Source organism: Sporosarcina aquimarina (genome assembly GCF_019748715.1).
Lineage (GTDB): Bacteria > Bacillota > Bacilli > Bacillales_A > Planococcaceae > Sporosarcina > Sporosarcina newyorkensis.
Genome location: NZ_JACLBZ010000039.1, coordinates 19,649 through 43,455, shown reverse-complemented (window position 1 = coordinate 43,455; position 23,807 = coordinate 19,649). Strand labels below are relative to the sequence as shown.

The window sequence follows — 23,807 nt, the reverse complement described above, 5'->3', positions numbered from 1 at the left end:
ATGGCCTAATAGGAGTCAAACCCCCTATAGTGCCATTTGTAAGTTTTACGTATAATGGAACTATTGATAATAAAGAGGGGGTAGTGGCTTGAAAATTTCTTTAGAACAGTTAATTTCAGAAAAAAGAGATTTACATATTTTGTACTTATACATGGATGACGAAGAATATAAACGCCAAATTCTCACTTTCATTGAAGAAGGTATTGCAGCCGGCGAACAGGTTATTGTAATAGAAAATGACAAATTTACCGTCGAGCTGCTCAAGGTGCTGAATAGTCACCTTTCAAGTATAGAACTGGGTGCCGTCCACTTCGTCAATAGCTTGTACTTCTACAGTTCTACCGGCAGTTATAACCCTTCAGCTATTTTTAAATACTATCAGGAAACTATTCAGCCCTATGTTGACAAAGATATACTATTCAGATCATGGGCCCACGTTGAATGGCCTAGCGCAAATGAGCCTCACCACCTGGTCAGAGATTGCGAGATGGCAGGTGACAGCCTGATCAAAGAGCATGCGTTTCCCCAAGTGTGCGCATATGCGAAGAATAGAACTCCAGCCAATCTTACCAAGTTATTGCTAGAAACCCATTCCTATATATTGAGGGAAGATGAACTATCCCTCTGTCAACGAAAATCTCCCATGTAACTTTTTCACATGGGAGATTTCAGGAGGCTATTTTGATCTATTTAATTTCGCAATTTCATAGGTTTTTTCAACGGATTTTTATTCATTAAGTAGGAAATATACGTAGCATCCTCAGCTAAAGTTGGATGAGAGAAATTCAGTAATTTGGCTAAATTTTTGGCATCGTCAAGTGCCCTATGCGCATGGTCCACTTCAATTTGATGCACTTTCAATAGTTGTTGCAATTTGCCATTTTCAAAACCATAATCTTTCCATCTAATTTGCCTGACAGAACAATACCAATTCATATCCAAAGTTTCAGGCAATAATTTGCTGACAAAACCTCTATCAAAAGTAGCGTTGTGCGCTACAATGCCATCTGCTTTTCGCAACATAGAAAGAATTTTATCCATATCAAGCACTCTTCCACGTACCATTCGATCCGTAATTCCTGTGATATTTGTGATGATTGAAGGAATAGAAAAGAACGGTTCTTGAAATTCACAGTACTCTTCCGTTACCCTGCTGATCCGATTGTTTTCAAATTCACCTAACATAACCCCTAATTCAATCACTTCACTATTATCCGAACTCATACCTGTTGTCTCCACATCGATGAACGCTATATGTTTACTCATAGGAAAACTCCTTTTAGACTATGTTGTTCTATTTGCTCATTTTCGTTAACTTGAAGTTATCCGCCAACGAAATCCTATCTACTATTATATCAGCGAGAACACAGGCAGAGAAAGTGTGATGCTTTTATGTAAAGCAATAGTGACAAAGATTTGTATCACTTGCACCTTACAGTTTTAATAAAGTAATCACCCGCCGTAATAGCAGAATGATTACTTTAAGTACCTTTTTTAACTGTTCAACTGCTTACGTATGTCAGTTGAACAGTTGTTGACGCACCTCGCCTCTTTACTGAAACAGCATTCATTACACTTTCTGTACTACAACTTCTTCTTCCACAACATCCACGTTAACTTTTTCTATATTTTCTTCTTCTAAAAGAAGGTCTGTTAATGGGTCTTCGATTTTGTCTTGGATCACTCTGCGTAATGGACGGGCACCGAAACGCTTGTCGTAGCCTAATTTAACTAACGCTTGTTTTGCTTCTTGAGTGATCGTAATATCGATTTGCTTTTCCTGGATGGCGGCTTGTAAATCCATCAGCATCAAGTCCACTATTTTCAGGAGATCCTCTTCTGTTAACTCATTGAACGCAATAATCGCATCGAAACGATTAAGAAACTCTGGTTTGAAGTAATCGCCTAAAGTTTCAAGCATAGTTACGGATTCATGTTCTGTTCGGTTGAATCCTACACTTACTTTTTTCACGCCTGTACCGGCATTGCTCGTCATAATAATGACCGTATCTTTAAAGCTGACAGTGCGACCATGTGAATCGGTCAATCGGCCATCCTCCATAATTTGCAAGAACATATTTTGCACATCAGGATGTGCTTTTTCAATTTCATCGAGCAATAGAATGGAATAAGGATTTCGTCGGATTTGTTCGGTCAATTGACCAGCTTCCTCATGACCGACATACCCTGGAGGTGAGCCAATAATTTTAGACACCGCATGTTTTTCCATGTACTCACTCATGTCGAGACGAATTAACGCATCGCGCGAACCGAATAATTCTTCTGCCAAGACTTTCGTAATTTCTGTTTTACCGACACCCGTAGGACCAACAAACAGGAAGGATCCAATCGGACGGTCTTTTGATTTGAGACCAGCTCGGCTACGGCGAATCGCTTTTGCAATTTTATCGACTGCTTCTGCTTGACCGATAACTTGTTTGCCAAGGTTATCCGCAAGTCCTTTCATTTTTGCTTGTTCTGCCGCCTGTAGCTTTGTTACAGGGATTCCCGTTTTCTCTTCAATAATTAGCTCGATATCCGCGACAGAAACTTCTGCATATTTCATTTCACCATTCTGTTTTGAAGCTTCCAATTTTTCCTGCAGCTGCATCTCTTCCTGACGTAAACTCGCCGCTTTTTCATAATTCTCCTGCTCAGCCGCTCGCTCTTTTTGTTGGATCACTTCCTGAAGGAGAGTTGTAAGAGAATCCGAATTTGAGGACATCAGTGTAAGGTTTAAACGAGCACCCACTTCATCCATCAAATCAATCGCTTTATCCGGTAAAAAACGATCTTGAATATAGTGTTGCGATAAGTTCACAAAAGCATGCACTGCTTCGTCTGGATAGTGCACTTCATGAAAATCTTCGTAACGGTCCTTAATTCCGTTTAGAATTTTAATCGTATCTTCAGCGGATGGCTCCTTTACGAGAATCGGTTGGAATCGTCGCTCAAGTGCTGCATCTTTTTCAATTTGACGGTATTCTTTCAAGGTTGTAGCCCCAATGAGCTGTAAACTGCCTCGTGCCAGTGCCGGTTTTAGAATATTACCCGCATCCATCTGCGATCCTTCTGCAGTTCCTGCTCCAACGAGCAAGTGAATTTCATCCACGAACAAAATGACATCTTCTCGTGTTTCCAGTTCTTCAATTAGCTGTTTCATCCGTTCCTCAAATTGACCACGGATTCCAGTATTGGTGACGAGAGACGCAACATCCAGCACATACACTTCTTTGTTCATCAATTTCACCGGCACATCGCCCTCATAAATCTTTAAGGCAAGCCCTTCGGCAATTGCTGTTTTACCGACACCTGGTTCCCCAATCAGCACAGGATTATTTTTGTTTCTTCGGTTTAATGTTTCAATAACACGTTTTACTTCCTGATCTCTTCCAATGATGGGGTCAATTAATCCGTCCCTTGCGACATTTGATAAGTTTTTACCAAGTTGGTCCAACAAACCCGGGGTTTGATTTTCTTCTGTTTGTCTCACTTTGGTCTGTGCTTTTTTCCCGCCACTCGCTTGGAAGAAGTTATTTGCTTCAGTATTGAATGTCGGCACTTTCCCTGCTGTCAATTGACCTTGCATTTCTTGAAAGCACATATGGCAAATATGCATTTGCATCGCTTGGTGATTCACTTGGAGTCTCAAACTCATCGTTGCTTCGTTGTTTCCACAGTGTTGGCATCTCATAATTAGTTCCTCCTTATGATTTTCTTTTATATAAGACAACGGATGTTGACTTTGACTATATTTGACCTAGTTTTTATTTTATACTGACCTTCTTTGACTTTCAAGAAATTTGCTCGTTTTCATCGCTTATCAGTATTGTAGATATGCACTTATAGATTTTGTATAGACACACTAGCGACACCTTACACCCTTTTATTACTTCCCATCCTTTTCATGCTTAAATATGCCATGAAAATACCCTTTTCTTTCTTCTAATTAGAGAGAAAAGGGTACATTTCGTTTTAATTATTATTCATTTGTTACGTTAATCAATAACAGATAAACCTTATTGTATTCAACTTCGCCCCTCTAAATTTTTGGCTGTCGCACTTTTCTCAACTTGATTCTGCTTCTTATACGTACCAAAGGCTTTGTCTACAGATGTATGCGTTACACCGAACCAGTAGTTTTCATTTTTAAAATGGTGCCAGAGATGCGCTTTCTTTATTTTCTTTCCTATTTTTGTGCGTGGTTGAATTGGCTTATGCGCGATATAATGCTTCCATTCATAATACAAAAAATAAGCCATGATCCCAGCAAGAAAAGCCATCGTCAGCTGCAGATTCGCTGTTATTGAATAAAAGATAATTGAAGCAATGATAAAATTGGGTAGACTGAACCAAACTGGTAAGAATAATAACTTCAAATTATTAGGATCTACATGATGATCGAAATGTAAGCGCTTGATCGTTTTCAGCAAAAAAGGGTTTGTCGGTGTTTTCATATGAAATAGAAATCTGTGAATTAAATACTCACTTAACGCATATGCCGTCATCCCAATTATGAAAGCAATCCAAGTTCCAATTTGCAACATATTTAAAATGGTGTAGTTAACGAGCGGAAAAAACAGCAAAAGCATTATCAAAATATCGGGAAAGGCAGCAAACTCTTTATAATACTTTGCATTCATTTAATTTCCCCCAAAATCATATTCTCATCCTGTTTTTTTCAGTAGAAATATGGCGATCCCACAAAGCATAACTTTTTCGCATCATCGAATGTGCAAGTTCTTCTGCTTGTTGATAGTCCCCTTTTAGTGCTACCTCCATCAATTTTTTATAGTAATTTAATGAAGCTTTTCGACAAAAAGAAAGGGAGAAGTATTTCATAGCCATTTTAACATAGACAGGTTCAAAGCTATTTAGTGTTAAAGAAAAAATTGGATTTTTCGATAATCTTGCTAATTCTTTCTGCATCTTCCAATCATAGAGCGCAAACTGCTCCTTACAATCTATCAATTCATCCACTTGAGATAGTATGGAGACGACTTTTGGATGGTTTAGCATGACAGCTTTTTTGACATATTGCGGTGTCAATGCAATTCTTAATTCCAAAAAGTACAGAACGAAAGTATCTGGTATATGATCAAAATGCTGTACAATATCTATAATTGTCGTAATGTTTCCATCATGCCAATAATCATTCACAATTGCCGGTTGGCCTTTTCTTAATGTTAACCAACCCCCATAATTTAAACGTTGTAGAATCTCCCTAATTGTAGGCCGTCCCACCTGATAAATTATTGCCAGCTCTCTTTCTGTCTCCATCTGGCTTCCTGCTGAAAATTCTCCCTGAATAATTGCTTTGATTATCTCTTTTTCAATATTTTTTGTTCTACTCATTGAATCCCCCTCTTGGTAAGACCAAAAGTTTTCTTTGGTATTACCAACACTGTATAATATTCTGAAAAGATAGTCAATATGATAATTTTATTTGAACTATATATGTTGAATTATAGTTTTTACATGAGTTTGTTCAGAAATGGACACTCAGTTGATTGGAGTGGAAGGCGGCGAAAAGGAAAAATATGCTCCCAACGCTTTGCTTATGCTCGCAGGAGCGAAGCGACGAGGAGGCTCGCCTGCGCCCCCCGGAAAGCGTCCGCCTGGTACGTAGATCAACGGGTTCTACGTTTTACTTTGAGTGTGAGTTATTTATTTCAGTTTATATAGTTATATAGTAGTCGCTGAATTGTTTGAGATCCGGTATTCTTCACTAATAGCAAAAGAAGCCTCTCAAAAGTCTAATGACTCATGAGAAGCTCCTTTTCACTATTTACTCAACCGAATTTAATATATTGTAGAAATGCCTGCTGAACCGCATATACTATTTCTCTCTTTTCATATCATACATCGACGTATCGGCTTTCCGAATCAACACGTCAAAACTCTCACCGTCATCGGGATAGACAGCAATGCCGATCGAAGCTTTGATGGAAATGTTCAAATGTATTCCTGCATGAGACAAATCCTCTTTTAACTTTAGAATATAATCTAAATGAAAATCTTCTTTACTATCAGGAATTATATGCACGAATTCGTCACCTCCCCAGCGAACTAGGAAGTCTTCTTTCTTTGCATTCATTTTAATAACATCGGCAACGCATCGTAACAGTTCGTCTCCTTTTTGGTGGCCTAATTTATCGTTTACTTCTTTAAAATCATCCAGATCTATAAGTACAATCCCAAGCTTTTTATTTTTCATTTTACAAATGCCGGCCTGCTTTTTAAATACTATATCAACTGTACGTCTATTATATGTATTCGTCAGGGGATCTTTTTCCGCGTAGAACTTAACTAAATCGTATTGCTTCCCTCCAACCCATGCAACAGCAAAGAAAATAGCTGTTAAAATAAAGAAGCTTGCTTCAAAGGGTAACCCCATGTATTGATGATAGTAGAAGTACCGTATCACATTAAACAGAATGACAATTCCAACAGCAATGAACCTTCCTCTGTAACTCATACCTCACTTCCCAACTTCAAACACTCCTATCTATTATTATCCTACATCATATAGTAAAAACACCTCGGACACTACTGTCTTGAAGATTATAATAGAATGTTTTTTATGGGAAGCATCCAAGCCTTTATCATTCACCTACCGATACCCATCCTTCACACAATTTAATTGGAAGGTTTCTCCATTATTGATCAGCGAAAAAAACTACCTGACGTGCTGGAAGTTTTAAAATTCAATATGAAAACGGGTATGGTATGATGGAATAAATTCACTACACACATTCATGGAGGAAGTTATGAAAAAAGTCGCTGTTATACAAGATCTGTCATCGCTCGGCAAATGCTCTCTGACAGCTGCGATTCCTGTTCTTTCGGTGATGGGAGCCCAAGCGTGTCCTTTGCCGACGGCCATCTTTTCTGCACAAACGGAATACCCGAGTTTCTTCTGTGAGGATTTAACAGCTAACATGCCACGTTTTGCAGAGGAGTGGAGTAAGCTGCATGAAACTTTTGATGGAATCCACACCGGCTTCATTACAGGAAAAGAGCAAATTACCCATATTATCAATTTTTTGGATAGTTTTTATAAAGACAATACCATTTTGCTTGTAGATCCCGTGATGGGAGATATAGGAGAAGCTTATAAAAACTTTGATGATGGCTTACTGAAGCAAATGAAGGAACTCGTCAGACAGGCAGATGTTATTACACCGAACGTAACAGAGTGCTGCCTGCTGACTGGATTATCGTATGAGTCCCTACATCGTTATACAAATGAAAAAGACTTTTTACAAGCGATTCAAGAAGCAGGTCAGCAACTCGAGCGAGAAACCGATGCCCACATCATTATCACCGGAATCAATCCGCCAACTGCTCAAACGGTTACGCAATCGATTGGAAATATGTATATCAGCGATGCAAAATCCGTCTATAGCTCCGTTCCGTACAACGGAAGAAGTTATTCCGGCACCGGGGATTTATTTTCATCGGTATTGATGGGCAGTCTGATGCGCGGAGAAGATCTAGCACACGCAATTCAGCTTGCAGAAACATTTTTAACGGCAGCCATTCAGGACACAGACTCGGAAAAAACTCCTGCTGTGGCGGGGGTTAATTTTGAAAAGTTTTTGAGACTGTTATTGTGAAGTTGCTCAAAAGAGTGTTTTAAGGGCTTAATGACTTATAATTGGAACCAGTGTCTAATATATCTGATTAGAGTTCGTGGTAGGTACGCGATTGTTTAGGGTCCCATCGCTAAATCTGAAAACCGGCATGCTTTCTCAGGTTATGATACCATGCTTAATGGCACTCATTTTTAATCGGAGGGTATTATGACCAATCTAAATAAAAGTATTTTATTATTAATAGCATCAGCATTAGGTTTTTCACTCATGACGCTTTTTGTGAAACTATCTGGCGACGTGCCGACCTTGCAAAAAACTATTTTCCGCAATGGCGTGTCGATGATCATCTCATTTTTCTTTGTCATTCATTTCAAAGAAAGTCTGTTTGGCAAGCGGGAAAATCAACCACTCCTCCTATTGCGCTCCGGACTTGGGGCACTCGGCATCATTTTGCTATTTTATGCAATTGACCATCTAGTTCTGGCAGATGCCGATATGCTTAACAAAATGAGTCCGTTTTTCACCATTATTTTTGCAGCTATTTTTTTGAAAGAGCATGTTAAGCCATTTCAGATCTATAGTATACTCGTCGCCTTTTTAGGAACTCTGTTCATTATCAAGCCGTCATTCTCACTCGATATTGTTCCGTATGCTGCCGGAATTTTGTCTGCTATTTTTGCCGGAGGGGCTTATACGGCACTGCGGGCGCTCGGCAGACGCGAACAGTTCTACACAATCGTATTTTATTTTTCGACTTTCACGACAGTTATCCTGCTGCCATTTGTCATTTATGCATACCAACCTATGACAATGCAGCAGACGATCTACTTACTGATTGGCGGTGTCTTTGCGACAGTTGGACAATTCGGCATCACACTCGCATATAAATACGCTCCTGCAAAAGAGGTCTCTGTTTTCAACTACTTTACAGTCGTATTCACGGCACTATTGGGCTTTACTTTCCTTGGTCAAGTACCAGATTTTTATAGCATTATTGGCTATGTGATTATTTTTGGAGCTTCGTTCTATATGTTCTTGAAAAATAAAGGCGGAGAAGAAGTTTCTGCAGATTTGGCGAAAAAATAAAATCTTTGCGGGTTAGATACCTTTCAACAAGAAGAACAGTGTCTGATCCGCTTTTTTGTCCAATTAATTCAATTCTTTAATGAACAATAGCGAAGATGTATGGCGTTGTGCTCGTTACTTTAATAAGGCGTTATCATTTTAGCTCCTCTAATAATTCAAATGATAAAGCAATGACTTTAACTTTTAACTGTTCCAGTTCTTTTAGCTTTTTATCTAATGCCTCTTTATCCCATTGATAATACTGTTCTGGTAAAGGATGATGTTGCAACTGACTATAAAACTCATCAAAATCATAATAAATAAATTCATAACCTTCTTGTCGCAAGGTACATAATTCAGCACAGCCTTTAACGACATTTTTCCTTCCAACAATCATCTGTTCAAGAATCTCTTTAACTTCCTCTTTTATCGTATTCGTCATAAGAATGCCTCTCCTTCTTTAAGAAATGCGTCTTTCTTAAAAACTAGTGTCCTCAATGAAGAAAAAATATCAGCCTCTACTAACATTGTAAACAGCCTCAATACTCAGTCCACCAGTGAAAAAATAGTTGCCGTCGCCAAATGATTTAAACACAAACACTCTTTCTTTCAATTCGTTTTTATTCAAATCAATTCACTCGTGTTTTACCAGAGTCTTGAATATGCGATGTTTCAGAATGTATTCGATAGGATGTATACCTTTTTATTTCGGGCTAACTTTATTACACACGTTTTCCATACTTACATTCACTTCCACTATAGCGGCATATCAGAATAGTCTCAAACAAAATAAAACAGCAAGTCGACGGTGCAATGCCGCCAGCTGGCTGTTTAGTATTTCTTGTCTTCAGTCGATTGTCAGGTTTATACCTGACTAAACGTAACGGTATATCCGAACCAATTAAAATGGCACCAGTGAAACACGGGCTCCTTATTTGTGTACCAAATCATTAGCATGGGTGACTTGATTGCGGCCGCGGTTCTTTGAAACATAGAGTGCACGATCTGCTCTTGATTGCAAAGTATTTTCAGTATCTCCTGATAAGCTTGTTGCTACTCCTATACTTATCGTGATGTTGGGCATGTCCCAATTTGCTTTTTCAACCCGGGAACGAATCCTCTCCGCGATTTTCAAGGCTTCTGATTTATTAGTGTTCGGCAGAATTACTGCAAATTCTTCTCCTCCATATCGAGCGGCAATATCATCTTTTCTGGATTCGTCTTTCAGTATTTTCCCCAACTCACGAAGAACATTGTCGCCCATCATGTGCCCAAAATTATCGTTTATGTTCTTGAAATAATCTATATCAATCAGTAGAAGTGAAAGTGTTTGGAACCGTTCTGAGTGTAAGGTGACGTTTAAACTTAAATTTTCCTGTAAGCTGCGTCTGTTCTTGAGATCAGTTAGTTCATCTGTAACAGCTAATTTTTGAAGCTTTTTATTTAACTCCAGCAACTCATTTTGCTTGGACTCCAATTCATGTCGCAGAAGATCCAACTCAGCTATTTGCTTTTTCTTCATCTTATTACGCGTGTCCGTTTCCCTCTTGACTGCAAGAAGCGCCTGCTCATACTCATATCGCCGCTTCATCGGTACACATACACAATCATTGAACATCTTCCCGTCACGCTCATTTCTGAAAGCATTAAGGAGTATGGGAATGTCCTGTTCAGTCTTTGATTTAAGTGAAATGTACATTTCTTCCACTTTATTCTGAAGCCGGATCATCGGATAAAAGTAAAGTTGATAAAATGATCGGCTAGCAATAGGTAAAATCAGATTGATATGCCGGCCCTGTACCTCGTGAAAATTATACCCTAGTAAACCGAGCAACGTCTCATTAATTTCCAGAATTGCACCTTCGTCATCAAGCGATAAATATCCGCATGGTGCAACGTTTAATTGTTCATCCATTTGAAGTGTAGCCCGCAAAAGTAGTTGTCAAATATTTATTTATCAAACGGACAGTTTCCTCAGGATGGCTCACATGAGGACAATGTCCTGTTGCTTCCATTAAGTAAAGCGTGCTTTCTGAAAGCGTCCGATGCATATACCTTCCAACTTCAATCGGAGCAATTGCATCATCGGAACATTGAAGAATGAGTGAGGGTACCGTAACTTTTAGTACGTCTTCCCGGTTGTCAGAGAAAAATGTCGCTATCGCAAATTGCCGGGCGACAGTTGGATCCGTCGAGCAAAAGCTCTCCTCTAATTCTTTCGACAGCTCCGGCCGTTCAGGGTTTTTCATGATAACTTGAGAAAGATAATTTGCCCAACCGATGTAATTCATCTCCATCATATCAATTAGAGCCTCAAGATCTTCTCTTTCAAAACCACCACTATAATTCGGAGGGTCATTCAGGTAACAAGGTGAAGGACCAATCATAATAAGTTGTTCAAATCGATCGGGCTCTTGAATAGACGCCAACATACCAATAACAGCGCCAACCGAATGTCCAACGAAAATTACATCTTTCAATTCCAGTGCAGCACATATGTCGTGTATATCTTGCGCATATCCTTTAAGATCCCTATACTTACTAGGACTGTAGGCATTATAATCGGATTTTCCCGAACCAACATAGTCGAATAGAATGACACGAAAATGTTCTTCAAAAAAAGATGCCACTAACCTCCACATATTCTGATCACACCCAAATCCCGGCGCAAATAACATTGCCTTTGTGCCTCTCCCCGCAACATTTACGTTATTACGAATAAGGATGTTTTGATTCATAAAAGAACCCCCATTGATTCAAAAGTATAAATTCAGTTTAGTAGTTATAATTTCACATAAATAACTATAGTCTATTGATACTAATTGTATCTTAAATCGTATATACTTTCAATGACAGCTGCATTCCCTGCAAGTTAAGTTATTCTAGAAGTAAGATACCGGATCAGCCTAATATTCTAATGTGATTGTGGAAAAAAATTTTCATTTTGCACAATACATTTTTAACATTTCTGCTCATCTAATAGTTTGGAGATATGATACTCATTACTTTATGCTACTGGAAATAAACATTGAGGCATCTTGTTTCACAAAAATGCGACTTCCATGATGAAATGTCCTGATTTCAGTCTGCTGAAATCCAACTTCGGTTAATCTTTTTTTCAGTTCGTCATGCGAAAAACCGTTATGAACTTTTGGATGATTTATTTTATCATTTTTATCAAAATCAATGATAATTAACTTTCCGCCATTATTCAAAACGCTAAATAATTCTTGTGAAATTTTTTCGGTGTCCGGTATGTGGAGAAGGACTAGTGACATCAACACAATATCCGCTTTAAGGTCAGGTGTTTCTTCAATAAAGTCTGAATACAACACATTTGTGTTGGTAATTCCTTTGCAGGAAATTTTGGCTTTCGCGACCTCCAACATTTGTTGTGAGGAATCTACCAACAAAATAGACTCTACTAAATCTGTTAATTCTAAACTAATTAGACCAGTACCGCTCCCATAGTCTATTAAAGATTTTGATTCACTATTACGTTATTCTCCATATTTCAGTCCCCTGTTTATTAAAATTTCATAGCGATATTAGTAGTTATTATAGCAAAAACCAGTACTGTAAAGCATTATTCTGCCCCACTAACTTTAAGGATGATCTCCATTGGTCACGAAAAGTCTATATAAATACTGTTATACTTACCACTTATTGAAGCAAATAGTAGATGGTTCGATTATTCTATCTTTCCTCAGAGTAGAATTAAACTAAACAGCCAGCCACCGGTATAATACCGACAGCTGACTGTTAGTGTTTTTTCACTTCAGGGTCGCGCTCGATTTGTATGGAGGATCAGTCACTTGTTCTACATTTTTTCCCATACCGGAGAATACATAACTGTAGCCATTCAAATGACCTTCCTACAGTTGTGTTTCGTGTTTCGCGTTGCACCATACCTTCTGCATTAATGTGTGCCACTTCCGCAGCTCACGCCTAAAACCCATTACTTCATTTCGACTGCATTTACCAACATTGTTGTCTCTTGAGTGTTCACTCACTGCTAAGAGCTGATGCGTCAACTACTTTATAAAAGTATTTTTTCATCAATAGGAACTGTACTCTAATTTTTATTCTTTAAAAGAAAGAACTTATCAGCTCTAAACGCTCCGCCGTGATTACTCCTATTCCAGTTTAGTATTTCTCTATAAGTTAATATTGCTTTTTCGGGCAAATGAAATTCCTGTACACTCAGCTCGAAGCATTTGCTCAATCAGCTCAGACAAATGGGCACCAGCTTCAACCGGGGCAAGTCCCTCTTTATGAATATTAGAAATCACTGTCCGATCGGCTTCTACTGATTTTTCATCTGGTCGATAGATCATGTAGGCGCTCAAGCTTTCATCTGTATTTAAGCCAGGGCGCTCACCTATCAATGAAATGACAAGATTGCAATTGATGATGGCTGCTACTTCGTCCTGTACCCATACACGCCCTCGCTTAATAAAAATTGGCTTTGCGGTGCTAATGTTTTTCAATTGCAAGCCCTGCATCAAGGCAGGAAGCAAGTCCTCTATATTTGCCTCTATAGAAGAAGAGCTTAACCCATCACAGACAATAATTTGGACATCTTTATCCTTATCTCCATTCTCCTTTAACCATGCAACAGATTCATCAGACAACTTTCGTCCAGAGTCTAGATCCATTAAGTAAGTCTTCATATCCTTTGCTTTCGTCTCTAGTTTTTTCAGTTCTATTTTTTGAAGGAATTCATCACTTACATCTTTTAAAACCGCATCTTGGGCAGCTGCATGGTCAATTAAAAATTGTAAATAGCTTGTTGTTTGCATACGTGTTCCAGTTCTTCCAATACCAATTCGGGCAGGCGTAATACTTTGCGCTCGATCAATGGATGCAGCATTATGCGGCTCTTTCACCCCTTTTATTTGTTTCTCCGGAAAACGTATACTGTCCTCTTTTATTGGTTCGACGTATTCTTTTATCACTTTCTTTTCCTTCGACAATTCTTCTACTACTTTTCGTACAATCTCCTGAATATCCATCTTGCCCCTCCTTCCTTTAATCAAAAATTGATAAATCTCCAGCACGACTTGTTAGCTTTCCGTCCTCCATCAACCCCATATTCTCCATCCATTTTTCAAATTCGCGAAGTGGTCGTAACCCAAACATCTCGCGTAAGCTGGCATCGTCATGGTAGCTTGTATCTTGATAGTTCAGCATGACATCATCTCCGCCTGGTACTCCCATGTAAAAGTTGGCGCCTCCAAGTGCAGTGAGCATACCGGCTATTTCCTGATCATTTTGGTTTGCATCCATATGATTCGTGTAAGTTGGTGCTATGCCCATCGGCAGTCCGTGCAATTTCCCCATAAATAGATCTTCAAGGTCTGCCCTGATTAGCTGGCGTCCGTCAAAAAGTGTTTCCGGACCAATAAAACCTGAAACGTTATTCACCATGAAAGGCTTCCAGTGACGTGCATATCCATAAGTTCTCGCTTCAAGGGTCTGCATGTCGACACCATGAGCTGCATTTAACGAAACTTCCGAGCCTTGTCCCGTTTCAAAATACATATAGTTCGGTCCTGTCGATGTGCCATATCGAGCCATCATCTCGTACCCTTCATCCACAATTCCTTTAGAAATACCAAATGCTTCGTTGCCCTTTTGTGTACCGGCTAAACTTTGAAACATCAGTGCAACAGGTGCACCCTGTTTTAAAGCCTCCATTTGTGTCGTGATATGAGCCAACACACAGTTTTGCGTTGGGATTTTCCATTTTTCCATAAAGTCATGCGACAATGTATAAAGTCTTTTTAGTGATTCAACCGTATCCACATTCGGATTAATACCAATAACCGCATCTCCCGCTCCGTAAGACAGCCCCTCTTTTATTGAATACAAAATTCCTTCCGGCACATCATTTGGATGATTGGGCTGGCACCGAAATGCTAGTCGGCCCGGCTCCCCTATCGTCGTATTGCAATGGGCTTGATATTTCATTTTCTGTGAAGCAAGTACAAGGTCCATACTTGACATGAGTTTGCTGACTGCCGCAATCATTTCACTTGTTAATCCTCTTGAAATTTTTATTAATTGATCCGGACCTGTTTCATACGAAAGAATATAATTTCTTAATTCACCAACTGTCCAGTTTTGTATATCTTTATAAATCGTCTCACTAATGTCATCGTAAATCAGTCGTGTCACTTCGTCTGTCTCATAAGGAATAACTGGATTCTCAAAAATATCTTTCAGTAGCATCTCGCTGAGTACTACCTTTGATGCCATGCGCTCAAGTGATGATTCAGCTGCGACCTGCGCCATCACATCACCTGATTTTGGTTCACTTGCTTTTGCCAAGACGTCTCTTACCGACGAAAACGAATAATGAGTTCCTTTTATCACACAGGATAATTTCAACGTATAACACTCCTTTTTTGATAACGCTTACAACAAAACAAAAAAACGCCTTCATCCCCTGAAAATACTCTTCAGAGGAGGAAAGGCGCCTTTGCCTTGAATATCATTTTGTTAATTCATCACTATCTTACACTACTAATATTAATTTCGCAAAGAGTATTTTCACTATTCAAAAACGACATAATATTATAGAAGCATCTGCAGTTTAATGATAGTAGGAGTACATTATGATGGCTTCATTTTAAAATCTTAATTATGTCAGGATCTGACGTTTGTCAAAAATAAAAGATCTCTTTTAAAGCAATGCTTTTTATTAGTTTTTACCCCATTTATTTTCAAAGATAAGATTTTCTAATGATCGTCTTTTCTCCCAATTAGCTGATTCCAAAATAGGCTTATCGGGATAATTTTCAGTATAACCGATAGATAAGAGCGCAATAGGATCGATATGAGGTGGTATTTCCAAAATATCTCGTACATCGTTCTTTTTATAAAAACTCACCCAGCCCATTGCAAGACCTTCTGCACAAGCAGCTAACCACATGTTTTGAATAGCGCAAGCTGTCGATAAAACATCCGTTTCAGGAATGGAATTACGTCCCAGTACATGCGAGCCTCCTCGCGTAGGGTCGCAAGTTACACAAATAGTAATCGGAGCTTCTTTTAACCCCTCAACTTTTAAACCAAGAAATTTTGTTTCTTTGGCGCCTTCATCTTCATAATGAATAGCCAATGCCCGTCTTTCTTTCTCCGCTGCCCACGCTAATTTTTCTTTAGTTTCATCAGATGAAACTAAAATAAAGTTCCAAGGCTGCATAAATCCAACTGAGGGTGCATGATGAGCCGCCTGTAATATGTTATGTATCGTGTCCTCAGGAATAGGAGTGGATAAAAAACTTCGCACATCTCTCCTATTATAAATAACTTTATAAATCGAATCTCTTTCTTCGTTAGAAAACATAAACCATCTCTCCTACTATTTTCATAAATTATATGCTGCTCAGGTCCCATTAAATCCTCATTTATCCAGGATTCAGACAAACCTTACTAATTAGCCAGACTCTCAAATTCCTCCATCGTATTACTAATTTCAGATTGGGTCTCAATGACTTCGCTTTGAGATTCTTTGGTTACATTACGAACTACTCCGACTCCCTTTGTAATGGTTTCTACGTTTAAATTCACTTTTTTAATCGCTTCGTCTACATTGCTTGCTAACTTTCGCACTTCTTCCGCCACTACAGCAAAACCACGTCCATGTTCTCCGGCTCTAGCTGCCTCAATAGCTGCATTCAATGCCAAAATATTTGTCTGTGAAGAGATATTTCGTATTGTATTAGCCGTGTCACTTATAGAATTAATCTGTTCTCTCAATAACTCAAATGCCTTCATATTTTCCTGAGAATTTTCATTAACCATATTACCTAAATTTATAGACAGGTCTTTTAATTGAGAAACGATGGTCCGCACTTGGTTTTCACGTTCTGTAATATCGGTAGCAATTTTGAGGACAGCTTGTACCTTGCCCCCTTCATCCAACACAGGAATATAGGTAGCTTCCAGCCATAGCAAAGTACCACTTTTACCGACCCTTTGAATCTTCTGCTGAAACTTTACCCCTTTTTTCAGATTACTCCATAACTCATTATACTCTTTACTGTTAGCGAAATCTGCGGTGCAGAATTGCTTATGTAATTTACTTTTCACTTCATTTACAGTATATCCTAAAGTCTTTGCGAAATTTTCATTTGCCCAAATAACTTCTTGATTCAGATTGAATTCTATCATCGCTAAATTAAACTCTAAGGCTGCTAAAACATTTGTTTTATCTAATACTTGAGTACTTAAATTTATACTTGAAGAGACGCGCATGTAGTAAAACACCCTTTCACTAGTTTATTTAACTTCATTTAAATAAGCTCTTCTAATTATATTAAATTATTTAATAAATAGTAATAAGACCTATTATTTTTCCGACAGGATAAACTTTAGTATCACTAAGTCAATACTACAGGAAAGCGAGTTATATAGCCATGCTTGCAGCATAAAACAGCCCAGGAGCCACTTAAGATAAAAATACGTGTAGAACGGGTATACAATTTTAAAGATGAGAGAAAAAACATATCACTATAAGGACTTGGGTACAGATTAGTCTTATTAAAGCTATAAAAACATTCTTTACTAGCCACACTGATTATATTGGAGGGATTTTGATGAAGGTGCTAATTGAATGGACGTATAGATCACCGAAGGGGACAGAAACTGTCTTCAAGTCTGAGGAAATGCCAGCAGCGCAGGCATTATTAATTGCTAATGATTTGGAGAAGACCGGACGTGCAAAACAGTTGGTGTTTATCGACCAATTTGACAGTTCATGGACAGTAAAGGAATTGAAGGGCTATTTGAAAGGGATTGAGACGGAGCCACATAATATCATTGTCTATTTCGATGGAGGATTCAACTGGGAATCGAAGGCAGCCGGCTTAGGCTGTGTCATCTACTATGACCAAAACGGAAAGTCATACAGACTTAGAAAAAACGCATCTGTCGACGGGCTAACTTCAAATAATGAGGCTGAATATGCAGCACTTCATCTTTGCCTGCAAGAGCTTGAGTTTCTTGGGATCCAACGTTTACCTGTCCAGATTATCGGAGATTCCCGAGTCGTCATCAATCATATGAGTGAGGAGTGGCCGGTTATTGAACAGGATTTATACAGTTGGGCAGATAAGATTGAGGCGAAGATGAAATCGCTTGAGCTTCAACCGCAGTATGAGCTCGTTTCACGAAAGGCAAATGGTGAAGCTGATCGGCTGGCTGCACAAGCATTGGCTGGGATTGAAATCATCGCAACTAGTGAAATGGTATAGGAAAATACAGGAGGGACCGGGTAAGTGTAAGTAATGTGGGATAAAAACGAGCAATGTGAAGATTCGTGAAATCTGTCCGTTACAAATTCACTGAAATGCACTGGGTCCAAATGGATTTTTAGAATACCTTGGGACCCGGCACCTCTATTAATAAAATAAAAAAAATAAAATTTTTGCCTGCTCTTTACTTGGCTGATTACCAAGTCTCCAAATGGATCTTTAAAGTGTAATTACTCTTCTGGACACATTCTATGTCGCGTCACGAGCACACTAAAATTACTATTGGATTATGATAGGTGTTAGCTGAATCGAATCGGTACCCGTTACTTTGTGTTAATCATTTCCTCTCTGTCAATTGCCTTTTATTTTCAGCTATAATTCTTTCGAAATAGGATAGTTCAGTTTGTTCAGCATGTATATCTTGATCTGGAAATGAATCCTTCTCTATCTCTGATCTTTCAACTATTATGGATTGATCCGCCAAGTCATCTGAGAAAGTGTAGGTTGGTTGATCAATTTCGTGTGGTGGAGCAACGGTCTCTTCATGTCGTTTTGTTTCCCTCTCTATCGGCTGAATCTTACTCGGTTCCATTACAGCAGGGACTTCATCCGATTTACTCGATACCTCTTGATAAGAAAGTGGGGCTACAGGTACAAGATTTTCCGCTGACCCGTTCAAAATCGAGTCAAACCTGTTATATGCCTTTCTCATTTCTTTTAACACAGCGTTATATTCAATCGATTCCTTAAGCAAATCCTTATAAGACGCATCATAAAATTTAAATTGAAAGAAAGGAAATATTTCATCGTCTATCTGAAGAATCAGTTCCATGGTCTTCACTTTGTCCATCGGCATGTTCATAGTATTGGTCGATGCATGTTTCTTATTTTCTCCGCTGATCGTTGAAATATCGGCAAACTCTGGAGATGACATAATAATAGTATCATCCTCCACGATCGCGGCAGCCACAAGATCTGTGAAGTCATAATTCAACAACTTATAGGACATTCCTAATTTCGGTTTTCGTAAAACGTTGCCTTCCCCGTCTTCAGCGTACCATATGTATATACGTTGTTTATCATGGTCAATTACAATTCTCTTTAATAAATCAATTGACATGATGGATGGCATTTTCTCAAAACGAGGTTGACCACTGTTCAATGAAAGCAAGATCTTTTTTTGTTTTTCTTTATAACCGTCCTGCATTAGTTGGCCTTGTCCGATAATAAAGAGACCAACTAAAAATACAATGACTGAAATAACAAATCCAATAAATCCAAACCCATTAAACAAGGATATAACGAAGAATCCCACAGCAAGTATGGGAAGTATGCAGCCAATGCCCGTTAAAAATTTGGTGATTCCTGTAGAAATAATGTTCATCCTCCTTTAGCATCTCATCCAGCGAACACTAATAAAAGATTCCAGATCCGTCTTGTATTTCAAATTACTCGTGGACCTGGTATCGCGCATCAAATCTCATAATAATACACTTCCGTGCCATCTAAAAACAATAACTGATTTCCGCGATTACTTCTTGCACTGGACCGAATGGCTACTCCGTTAGGTTTTATAAATCGAATATGTTTCTGCGTTCTATAGCGTGAACCTTTTCGCTTTAATTCATAAAATCCATCGTGGTGTCCATATCCCCCGTCCATCAACAACATATCTTCTTTTACAGCAAACAAGTTAGCTCCTTTTACGTCAGGCACATAATAATCTGTATGACCTTCAACACGGACCCCGATGTGAAAATCCGAATAATAGTAAAACCATATTTCCTCATTGGATACAATATTCATTGCATAACAATCATCAATATAATGTTCTCCTTTTGGATCGTGCCACTCCAGTTGGCGACCGAAAGCATCCCAATGAATTAACCCTTTACTTCCGATCGGTTCATCCCAGCCATAATTCCCAAAAACACCTTCGTCAAAATAACTCGTCCAAATCGTATTGCTGTCTGTCACATACAAATCTTGAATGCCATCTCCCAAACAAAACGAACGGATACACTGACCTGCACTAGTATATACCCGTGCATTTTTTTCAATATGATCAGCATCGTGATAATAAGAGCGGGCTCCGGCCAATAACACTTGATCATCGTCAATAGTCTGCACATAATGATAGTTCCATTTTTCATCAGGCAGATCTATCACCTTCTTTTCATTGCCTTTCATGATGATCACTTTGTAATGGTATTGTTCCTTTGTGACGGTGGAAGGAAAACTTCCTCCTATCAAAGGAGGGTATTCTCTCACCAATAAAAAACACCATTCATTTTGTGGACCGATCGCAATTGAAACAGGTGAAAAATCTTGCATTTCCCCCGATAAATCTGCGACAGGCGCTAACGAAATCGTTCTTGTTTTTTTCAAAGCGTATCACCTCTAGGTCCTGTATGTGTATATAAACGTAGCATAAGTTGTCGAATTCTTAAACATATTTAAAACTTGTAATAGGAAAAGTAGCGACCCCAAAAGATTGGGTCTCATCCCATTCACCAACATTCCCTATTTCGTATATACTTAGAATCACAACTTATCAATGGAGGGTCGGACAATGGAATTCAGAGATATCAATGAACAAATAATACAGAAATACAAAGAGGACGAAACGCTTATGATTCGCCTCTTTGTACAATGGTGTGCGAATCATGAACTGGATCCGCAAATGCTCTATCGAAACGCTTATCCAAACCAACCAGACAATGCTGCATTATTGAGTGTCATGGAGGAAGATGACGGGTTGGATGAGCTCCAAATCGATAACGAAACTATGCTTGACGTACTCCAACTTTTCGGTAATGAAGACCTTGCTTTTGCAGTTGCCGATGAAATTCAACGTCTGAATTAGTGTAAGATGACATCCACCTGCTTCAAATCTGAATCACTTTAAGGAATACGATGTTTGAGTCGCCAAATATCACCACAACAAATAGTATAGAACCTCATTTAATGACACAAAAAAGACGAGCAATCGCTCGTCTTTTTTATACAGTTTCTAATTTCCCATCTTCTTCGACTGGGTTTTCTTCAAGAAGATCCACTTGCAGATTTTCTTTTACATTTTTTTCCGCCTTCATAAAGAAGAGTACAGTGAATATTGCTGTAATCGTAAATCCTCCGATATAAGCAACCGTAGTCTCAAGACCGAATCCCATCGTATCGTTCATTAAAATGAAGACCGTCACGACGCTGGTCATGAACATAGCCGGCAAGAGCGCGATAAAATAATTTTTCCTCTTTACGTACAGATACATCGCGCCAATCCAAAGTGCGATTGCTGCGGTTGATTGATTTGCCCAAGAGAAATATCTCCAAAGTATATTGAAATCGATTAACGTCAATAAATAAGAAGCAACGAACAATGGAATGGCTATGAGTAAACGTTTACCGATTTTGCTCTGCGATATTTGGATGTAATCCGCGATAATTGAACGTGCCGCACGGAATGCTGTATCGCCTGAAGTAATCGGTAGTACAACCGCACCAAGAACAGCAATCGTACCACCTACCGCGCCAAGTAGCGTCATTGACACTTCATTGACAACCGCAGATGCCGTACCTGCATTGATTAACCCTTGAAGACCTTGACCGTCAAACATACTCATTGCAGCTGCTGCCCAAATCATAGCGATTACAGCTTCTGTAATCATCATGCCGTAGAAAATATAGCGTCCTTGCGATTCATTCTGAGTAGTTCTCGAAATGATTGGCGATTGCGTAGCGTGAAAACCTGAAAGTGCTCCGCATGTGATCGTCAAAAATAGCATTGGGAAAATGGCAAGGCCACCTGGATGCATGTTTTGAAGCGTCAATTCTGGAATTTTGTGATCGGAAAACAGAAGCGCTCCCCCGACTCCGATTGTCCCAAGCAGCAAAACAGCACCAAAAATCGGATAAAAACGGCCAATAATCTTATCAATAGGCAGAATAGTTGATAGGAAATAATATACAAAAATCAACAAAGTCAACACGAGAATGCCTATTTTCCCGTCAGTTAGAATGTTTAATAAAGAGGCCGGAGTCGTCACAAACACAGTACCGACTAATAACAAAAGCAATAATGCAAAAAAGTTAACAAAGTGTTTCGCTAATTTACCTAAAAACTTTCCTGCAAGCTCTGGAATATGCGCGCCGCGATTTCGAATGGAAATCATCCCCGTCAAGTAATCATGAACCGCTCCCGCAAAAATTGAACCGAGCACAATCCATAAAAATGCAACAGGACCAAACAATGCGCCCATAATCGGACCGAAAATCGGACCTGTACCTGCAATATTCAACAACTGAATCAACGCGTTCTTCTGCTTGCCCATCGGCACATAGTCCACTGCATCATGATTTGCATAAGCAGGTGTTTTTCTTTGTGAATTCGGACCGAATATTTTTTCTACATACTTTCCATAAGTAAAATAACCGATCACGAGCAGTACAATTGATGCCAAAAAAGTAATCATACAATAGCCCCCCTTGCCATTCTAGTTGTAATCGTTTTCAAATAAAGATATATTTAGAAAACTTTATCCATTCTAAAATATCATTTTCATTGAGAGAATGCAATATTGAAAATAGTGGATAGATGAATAAAGTTTAGGTACTTGTCTTGTATATAACTCCAACAAGCTTCTACATGAGTTTTACGCCAACTTCGTTGTACACTTATGAAATCACTAGCTATTTTAAGCCTAGATGACTGACTTATACTATGTTTTATATTCTTTAAATAGACTATTTAGCAGGCAGTAATATGTATCAAATGCAGGTACCAAGTGCCGATATTGTGAACCTTTCGCCAGTATTCTTTACAATTCTTAATGACAGGATTACAATTTCTTCATATTGTATGGTTATAGTAATCGTAAGAGATTTTGAAACAACCATACAAAAAGGAGAGATTTTATGATAGGACATATGACACAACCCGTGACTCGAACATTCGGCAGCGCTGGGTCTACCCAGGTTCGTAAATTGCGGGTAATGTCATTCAATATAGCTCATGGATTGGGGATGGATGGGAAAGTGGATCTTCGCCGTACGGCAGAGGTGATCCGGAATTCTGGAGCTGACATTATTGGTTTGCAGGAAGTGGACAATCATTTTTCAGAACGCAGCGGATTTGAAAATCAGGCGGCAGTCCTGGCAAAATGGCTGGAAATGGACTATAGCTATGGACCAAATCTAATTGAACCACCTGTGCAGCCGGGACAACCGGAAAGGCAATACGGTAATGCGTTACTCAGCAGATTTCCGGTGAAATACTCCAAGAATCATGCGTACACCAGCCCCTCAAGTTTAATAGAGGATCCCGAACCGAGAGGGTTGCTTGAATCAATTATTGATTTGGACGGCACATTTCTAAGTTTCTTCAATACACATTTATCACTGGGAGAAGAGGGTCAGCGGGAAAACTTGAAACAACTGCTGGAAATAACCGATGCTTCATTGTTTCCTACTATTATAACTGGTGATTTTAACTTATCCCCCGAGCACCTCCAATTAAAGGACTTCAGAAAGACTTATACTGACACTTTCGGAAGCATGGGAATGGGCATAGCTTATACATTCCCAGCTCGTTATGAGGATGCCAGTTCAGCTGTCTGCACTGAGCCTGCCTCCCGGATCGATTATATCTTCACAGACCAAACTACAACTATAGAAAGAACTGAAGTACTTGACACTCCGGTTGCCGACCACCTGCCAATCATTGCGGATCTTTTAATATAGGGAAACTTAGGAGGTCTTAATCAAGGTATCAGATCCTGAGGCAATTCATAATTGCTTCGGAATCTGGTACCTTTCACTATGGTATCTGTTTCAAAACGATCATGGTTGTTTCAACAACCATGATTTTTTATATTTTTTTGTT

At 39.0% G+C, this 23,807-nt stretch carries 21 protein-coding genes and 2 pseudogenes; 6 read left to right on the top strand and 17 right to left on the bottom strand.

Translation table 11 applies throughout. The annotated features are described in order from the left end of the window. Nucleotides 1-88: 88 nt before the first annotated feature. Entirely contained in the window at nucleotides 89-649 is a 561-nt protein-coding gene (locus H7J92_RS16755; protein ID WP_221838126.1) for an MEDS domain-containing protein, read from the top strand. A gap of 41 nt (nucleotides 650-690) precedes the next feature. Here H7J92_RS16755 and H7J92_RS16750 read toward each other — a convergent pair whose 3' ends face one another. From H7J92_RS16750 to H7J92_RS16730, 5 genes are all read right to left on the bottom strand, one after another. Then, the gene (locus H7J92_RS16750; protein ID WP_221838123.1) at nucleotides 691-1,266 is read right to left on the bottom strand and encodes an exonuclease domain-containing protein; all 576 of its coding nucleotides are present in this window, start codon (nucleotides 1,264-1,266) and stop codon (nucleotides 691-693) included. A 304-nt stretch (nucleotides 1,267-1,570) separates the two neighbouring features. Then, nucleotides 1,571-3,694, bottom strand: a complete 2,124-nt coding sequence (locus tag H7J92_RS16745) for an ATP-dependent Clp protease ATP-binding subunit (protein ID WP_221838120.1) — start codon at nucleotides 3,692-3,694, stop codon at nucleotides 1,571-1,573. Nucleotides 3,695-4,028: 334 nt separating this feature from the next. Continuing rightward, complete coding sequence (locus H7J92_RS16740; protein ID WP_221838117.1) at nucleotides 4,029-4,643, bottom strand: sterol desaturase family protein; 615 nt, start codon at nucleotides 4,641-4,643, stop codon at nucleotides 4,029-4,031. Nucleotides 4,644-4,659: 16 nt separating this feature from the next. Further along, nucleotides 4,660-5,355 (bottom strand): GntR family transcriptional regulator, encoded by a 696-nt coding sequence (locus H7J92_RS16735; RefSeq protein WP_221838114.1) that lies wholly within the window; start codon nucleotides 5,353-5,355, stop codon nucleotides 4,660-4,662. A gap of 484 nt (nucleotides 5,356-5,839) precedes the next feature. Further along, nucleotides 5,840-6,478 carry a GGDEF domain-containing protein gene (locus H7J92_RS16730; RefSeq protein ID WP_221838109.1) on the bottom strand — a complete coding sequence of 213 codons (639 nt, stop codon included), beginning with the start codon at nucleotides 6,476-6,478 and terminating at the stop codon, nucleotides 5,840-5,842. 292 nt (nucleotides 6,479-6,770) lie between these two features. On the opposite strand from H7J92_RS16730, the gene H7J92_RS16725 reads away from it, so the two are divergent. Beyond that, a complete protein-coding gene (locus H7J92_RS16725; protein WP_221838106.1) occupies nucleotides 6,771-7,619 on the top strand; it encodes a pyridoxamine kinase in 849 nt (282 codons plus the stop codon). Nucleotides 7,620-7,805: 186 nt separating this feature from the next. Further along, nucleotides 7,806-8,684 (top strand): DMT family transporter, encoded by an 879-nt coding sequence (locus H7J92_RS16720; protein ID WP_009498816.1) that lies wholly within the window; start codon nucleotides 7,806-7,808, stop codon nucleotides 8,682-8,684. A 133-nt stretch (nucleotides 8,685-8,817) separates the two neighbouring features. Here H7J92_RS16720 and H7J92_RS16715 read toward each other — a convergent pair whose 3' ends face one another. From H7J92_RS16715 to H7J92_RS18090, 9 genes and pseudogenes are all read right to left on the bottom strand, one after another. Beyond that, nucleotides 8,818-9,105, bottom strand: coding sequence for a hypothetical protein (locus tag H7J92_RS16715; protein ID WP_009498817.1), 288 nt, complete (start codon nucleotides 9,103-9,105; stop codon nucleotides 8,818-8,820). Between the two features lie 489 nt (nucleotides 9,106-9,594). Then, nucleotides 9,595-10,578 carry a sensor domain-containing diguanylate cyclase gene (locus H7J92_RS16710; protein ID WP_221838103.1) on the bottom strand — a complete coding sequence of 328 codons (984 nt, stop codon included), beginning with the start codon at nucleotides 10,576-10,578 and terminating at the stop codon, nucleotides 9,595-9,597. After that, nucleotides 10,571-11,401 (bottom strand): alpha/beta fold hydrolase, encoded by an 831-nt coding sequence (locus H7J92_RS16705; RefSeq protein ID WP_221838100.1) that lies wholly within the window; start codon nucleotides 11,399-11,401, stop codon nucleotides 10,571-10,573. Before H7J92_RS16705 ends, H7J92_RS16710 begins: the two co-directional genes overlap by 8 nt. Before the next feature lie 264 nt (nucleotides 11,402-11,665). Continuing rightward, nucleotides 11,666-12,163 (bottom strand): annotated as a pseudogene (locus tag H7J92_RS16700) (class I SAM-dependent methyltransferase); the annotation flags it as partial. A 657-nt stretch (nucleotides 12,164-12,820) separates the two neighbouring features. Continuing rightward, nucleotides 12,821-13,678 (bottom strand): ethanolamine ammonia-lyase subunit EutC, encoded by an 858-nt coding sequence (gene eutC, locus H7J92_RS16695; RefSeq protein ID WP_221838099.1) that lies wholly within the window; start codon nucleotides 13,676-13,678, stop codon nucleotides 12,821-12,823. Between the two features lie 16 nt (nucleotides 13,679-13,694). Further along, on the bottom strand, nucleotides 13,695-15,056 hold the full coding sequence (locus tag H7J92_RS16690; protein ID WP_221838096.1) for an ethanolamine ammonia-lyase subunit EutB: 1,362 nt from the start codon (nucleotides 15,054-15,056) through the stop codon (nucleotides 13,695-13,697). A 313-nt stretch (nucleotides 15,057-15,369) separates the two neighbouring features. Then, nucleotides 15,370-16,017, bottom strand: a complete 648-nt coding sequence (bluB, locus tag H7J92_RS16685; RefSeq protein ID WP_221838092.1) for a 5,6-dimethylbenzimidazole synthase — start codon at nucleotides 16,015-16,017, stop codon at nucleotides 15,370-15,372. Between the two features lie 86 nt (nucleotides 16,018-16,103). Next, complete coding sequence (locus tag H7J92_RS18095) at nucleotides 16,104-16,475, bottom strand: methyl-accepting chemotaxis protein (RefSeq protein WP_425441363.1); 372 nt, start codon at nucleotides 16,473-16,475, stop codon at nucleotides 16,104-16,106. Nucleotides 16,476-16,535: 60 nt separating this feature from the next. Continuing rightward, nucleotides 16,536-16,844 (bottom strand): annotated as a pseudogene (locus tag H7J92_RS18090) (PAS domain-containing protein); the annotation flags it as partial. A gap of 425 nt (nucleotides 16,845-17,269) precedes the next feature. Between H7J92_RS18090 and H7J92_RS16675 the strand changes: the two are divergent. Further along, nucleotides 17,270-17,926, top strand: coding sequence for a reverse transcriptase-like protein (locus H7J92_RS16675; RefSeq protein WP_221838091.1), 657 nt, complete (start codon nucleotides 17,270-17,272; stop codon nucleotides 17,924-17,926). Between the two features lie 337 nt (nucleotides 17,927-18,263). Here the strand turns inward: H7J92_RS16675 and H7J92_RS16670 are convergent, their stop codons facing one another. Continuing rightward, nucleotides 18,264-19,310, bottom strand: coding sequence for a hypothetical protein (locus H7J92_RS16670; RefSeq protein WP_221838089.1), 1,047 nt, complete (start codon nucleotides 19,308-19,310; stop codon nucleotides 18,264-18,266). Between the two features lie 89 nt (nucleotides 19,311-19,399). Further along, nucleotides 19,400-20,314, bottom strand: coding sequence for a hypothetical protein (locus tag H7J92_RS16665; RefSeq protein WP_246603100.1), 915 nt, complete (start codon nucleotides 20,312-20,314; stop codon nucleotides 19,400-19,402). A 184-nt stretch (nucleotides 20,315-20,498) separates the two neighbouring features. Between H7J92_RS16665 and H7J92_RS16660 the strand changes: the two genes are divergently transcribed. After that, on the top strand, nucleotides 20,499-20,792 hold the full coding sequence (locus H7J92_RS16660; RefSeq protein WP_078818804.1) for a hypothetical protein: 294 nt from the start codon (nucleotides 20,499-20,501) through the stop codon (nucleotides 20,790-20,792). A gap of 136 nt (nucleotides 20,793-20,928) precedes the next feature. On the opposite strand, the gene H7J92_RS16655 is transcribed toward H7J92_RS16660, so the two are convergent. Then, the gene (locus H7J92_RS16655; protein WP_078818805.1) at nucleotides 20,929-22,398 is read right to left on the bottom strand and encodes a carbon starvation CstA family protein; all 1,470 of its coding nucleotides are present in this window, start codon (nucleotides 22,396-22,398) and stop codon (nucleotides 20,929-20,931) included. Between the two features lie 442 nt (nucleotides 22,399-22,840). Between H7J92_RS16655 and H7J92_RS16650 the strand changes: the two genes are divergently transcribed. Then, complete coding sequence (locus H7J92_RS16650) at nucleotides 22,841-23,665, top strand: endonuclease/exonuclease/phosphatase family protein (protein WP_078818806.1); 825 nt, start codon at nucleotides 22,841-22,843, stop codon at nucleotides 23,663-23,665. The last annotated feature ends 142 nt before the right edge of the window (nucleotides 23,666-23,807 follow it).

Bases quoted from the DNA above. Each gene is read 5' to 3' on its own strand.
- H7J92_RS16650 (WP_078818806.1), top strand. From the start codon at position 22,841: ATGATAGGACATATGACACAACCCGTGACTCGAACATTCGGCAGCGCT.
- H7J92_RS16670 (WP_221838089.1), bottom strand. From the start codon at position 19,310: ATGAACATTATTTCTACAGGAATCACCAAATTTTTAACGGGCATTGGC.
- eutC (WP_221838099.1), bottom strand. From the start codon at position 13,678: ATGGATATTCAGGAGATTGTACGAAAAGTAGTAGAAGAATTGTCGAAG.
- H7J92_RS16715 (WP_009498817.1), bottom strand. From the start codon at position 9,105: ATGACGAATACGATAAAAGAGGAAGTTAAAGAGATTCTTGAACAGATG.
- bluB (WP_221838092.1), bottom strand. From the start codon at position 16,017: ATGTTTTCTAACGAAGAAAGAGATTCGATTTATAAAGTTATTTATAAT.
- H7J92_RS18095 (WP_425441363.1), bottom strand. From the start codon at position 16,475: ATGGTTAATGAAAATTCTCAGGAAAATATGAAGGCATTTGAGTTATTG.
- H7J92_RS16750 (WP_221838123.1), bottom strand. From the start codon at position 1,266: ATGAGTAAACATATAGCGTTCATCGATGTGGAGACAACAGGTATGAGT.
- H7J92_RS16725 (WP_221838106.1), top strand. From the start codon at position 6,771: ATGAAAAAAGTCGCTGTTATACAAGATCTGTCATCGCTCGGCAAATGC.
- H7J92_RS16735 (WP_221838114.1), bottom strand. From the start codon at position 5,355: ATGAGTAGAACAAAAAATATTGAAAAAGAGATAATCAAAGCAATTATT.
- H7J92_RS16730 (WP_221838109.1), bottom strand. From the start codon at position 6,478: ATGAGTTACAGAGGAAGGTTCATTGCTGTTGGAATTGTCATTCTGTTT.
- H7J92_RS16710 (WP_221838103.1), bottom strand. From the start codon at position 10,578: ATGGATGAACAATTAAACGTTGCACCATGCGGATATTTATCGCTTGAT.
- H7J92_RS16740 (WP_221838117.1), bottom strand. From the start codon at position 4,643: ATGAATGCAAAGTATTATAAAGAGTTTGCTGCCTTTCCCGATATTTTG.
- H7J92_RS16660 (WP_078818804.1), top strand. From the start codon at position 20,499: ATGGAATTCAGAGATATCAATGAACAAATAATACAGAAATACAAAGAG.
- H7J92_RS16745 (WP_221838120.1), bottom strand. From the start codon at position 3,694: ATGAGATGCCAACACTGTGGAAACAACGAAGCAACGATGAGTTTGAGA.
- H7J92_RS16655 (WP_078818805.1), bottom strand. From the start codon at position 22,398: ATGATTACTTTTTTGGCATCAATTGTACTGCTCGTGATCGGTTATTTT.
- H7J92_RS16675 (WP_221838091.1), top strand. From the start codon at position 17,270: ATGAAGGTGCTAATTGAATGGACGTATAGATCACCGAAGGGGACAGAA.
- H7J92_RS16720 (WP_009498816.1), top strand. From the start codon at position 7,806: ATGACCAATCTAAATAAAAGTATTTTATTATTAATAGCATCAGCATTA.
- H7J92_RS16705 (WP_221838100.1), bottom strand. From the start codon at position 11,401: ATGAATCAAAACATCCTTATTCGTAATAACGTAAATGTTGCGGGGAGA.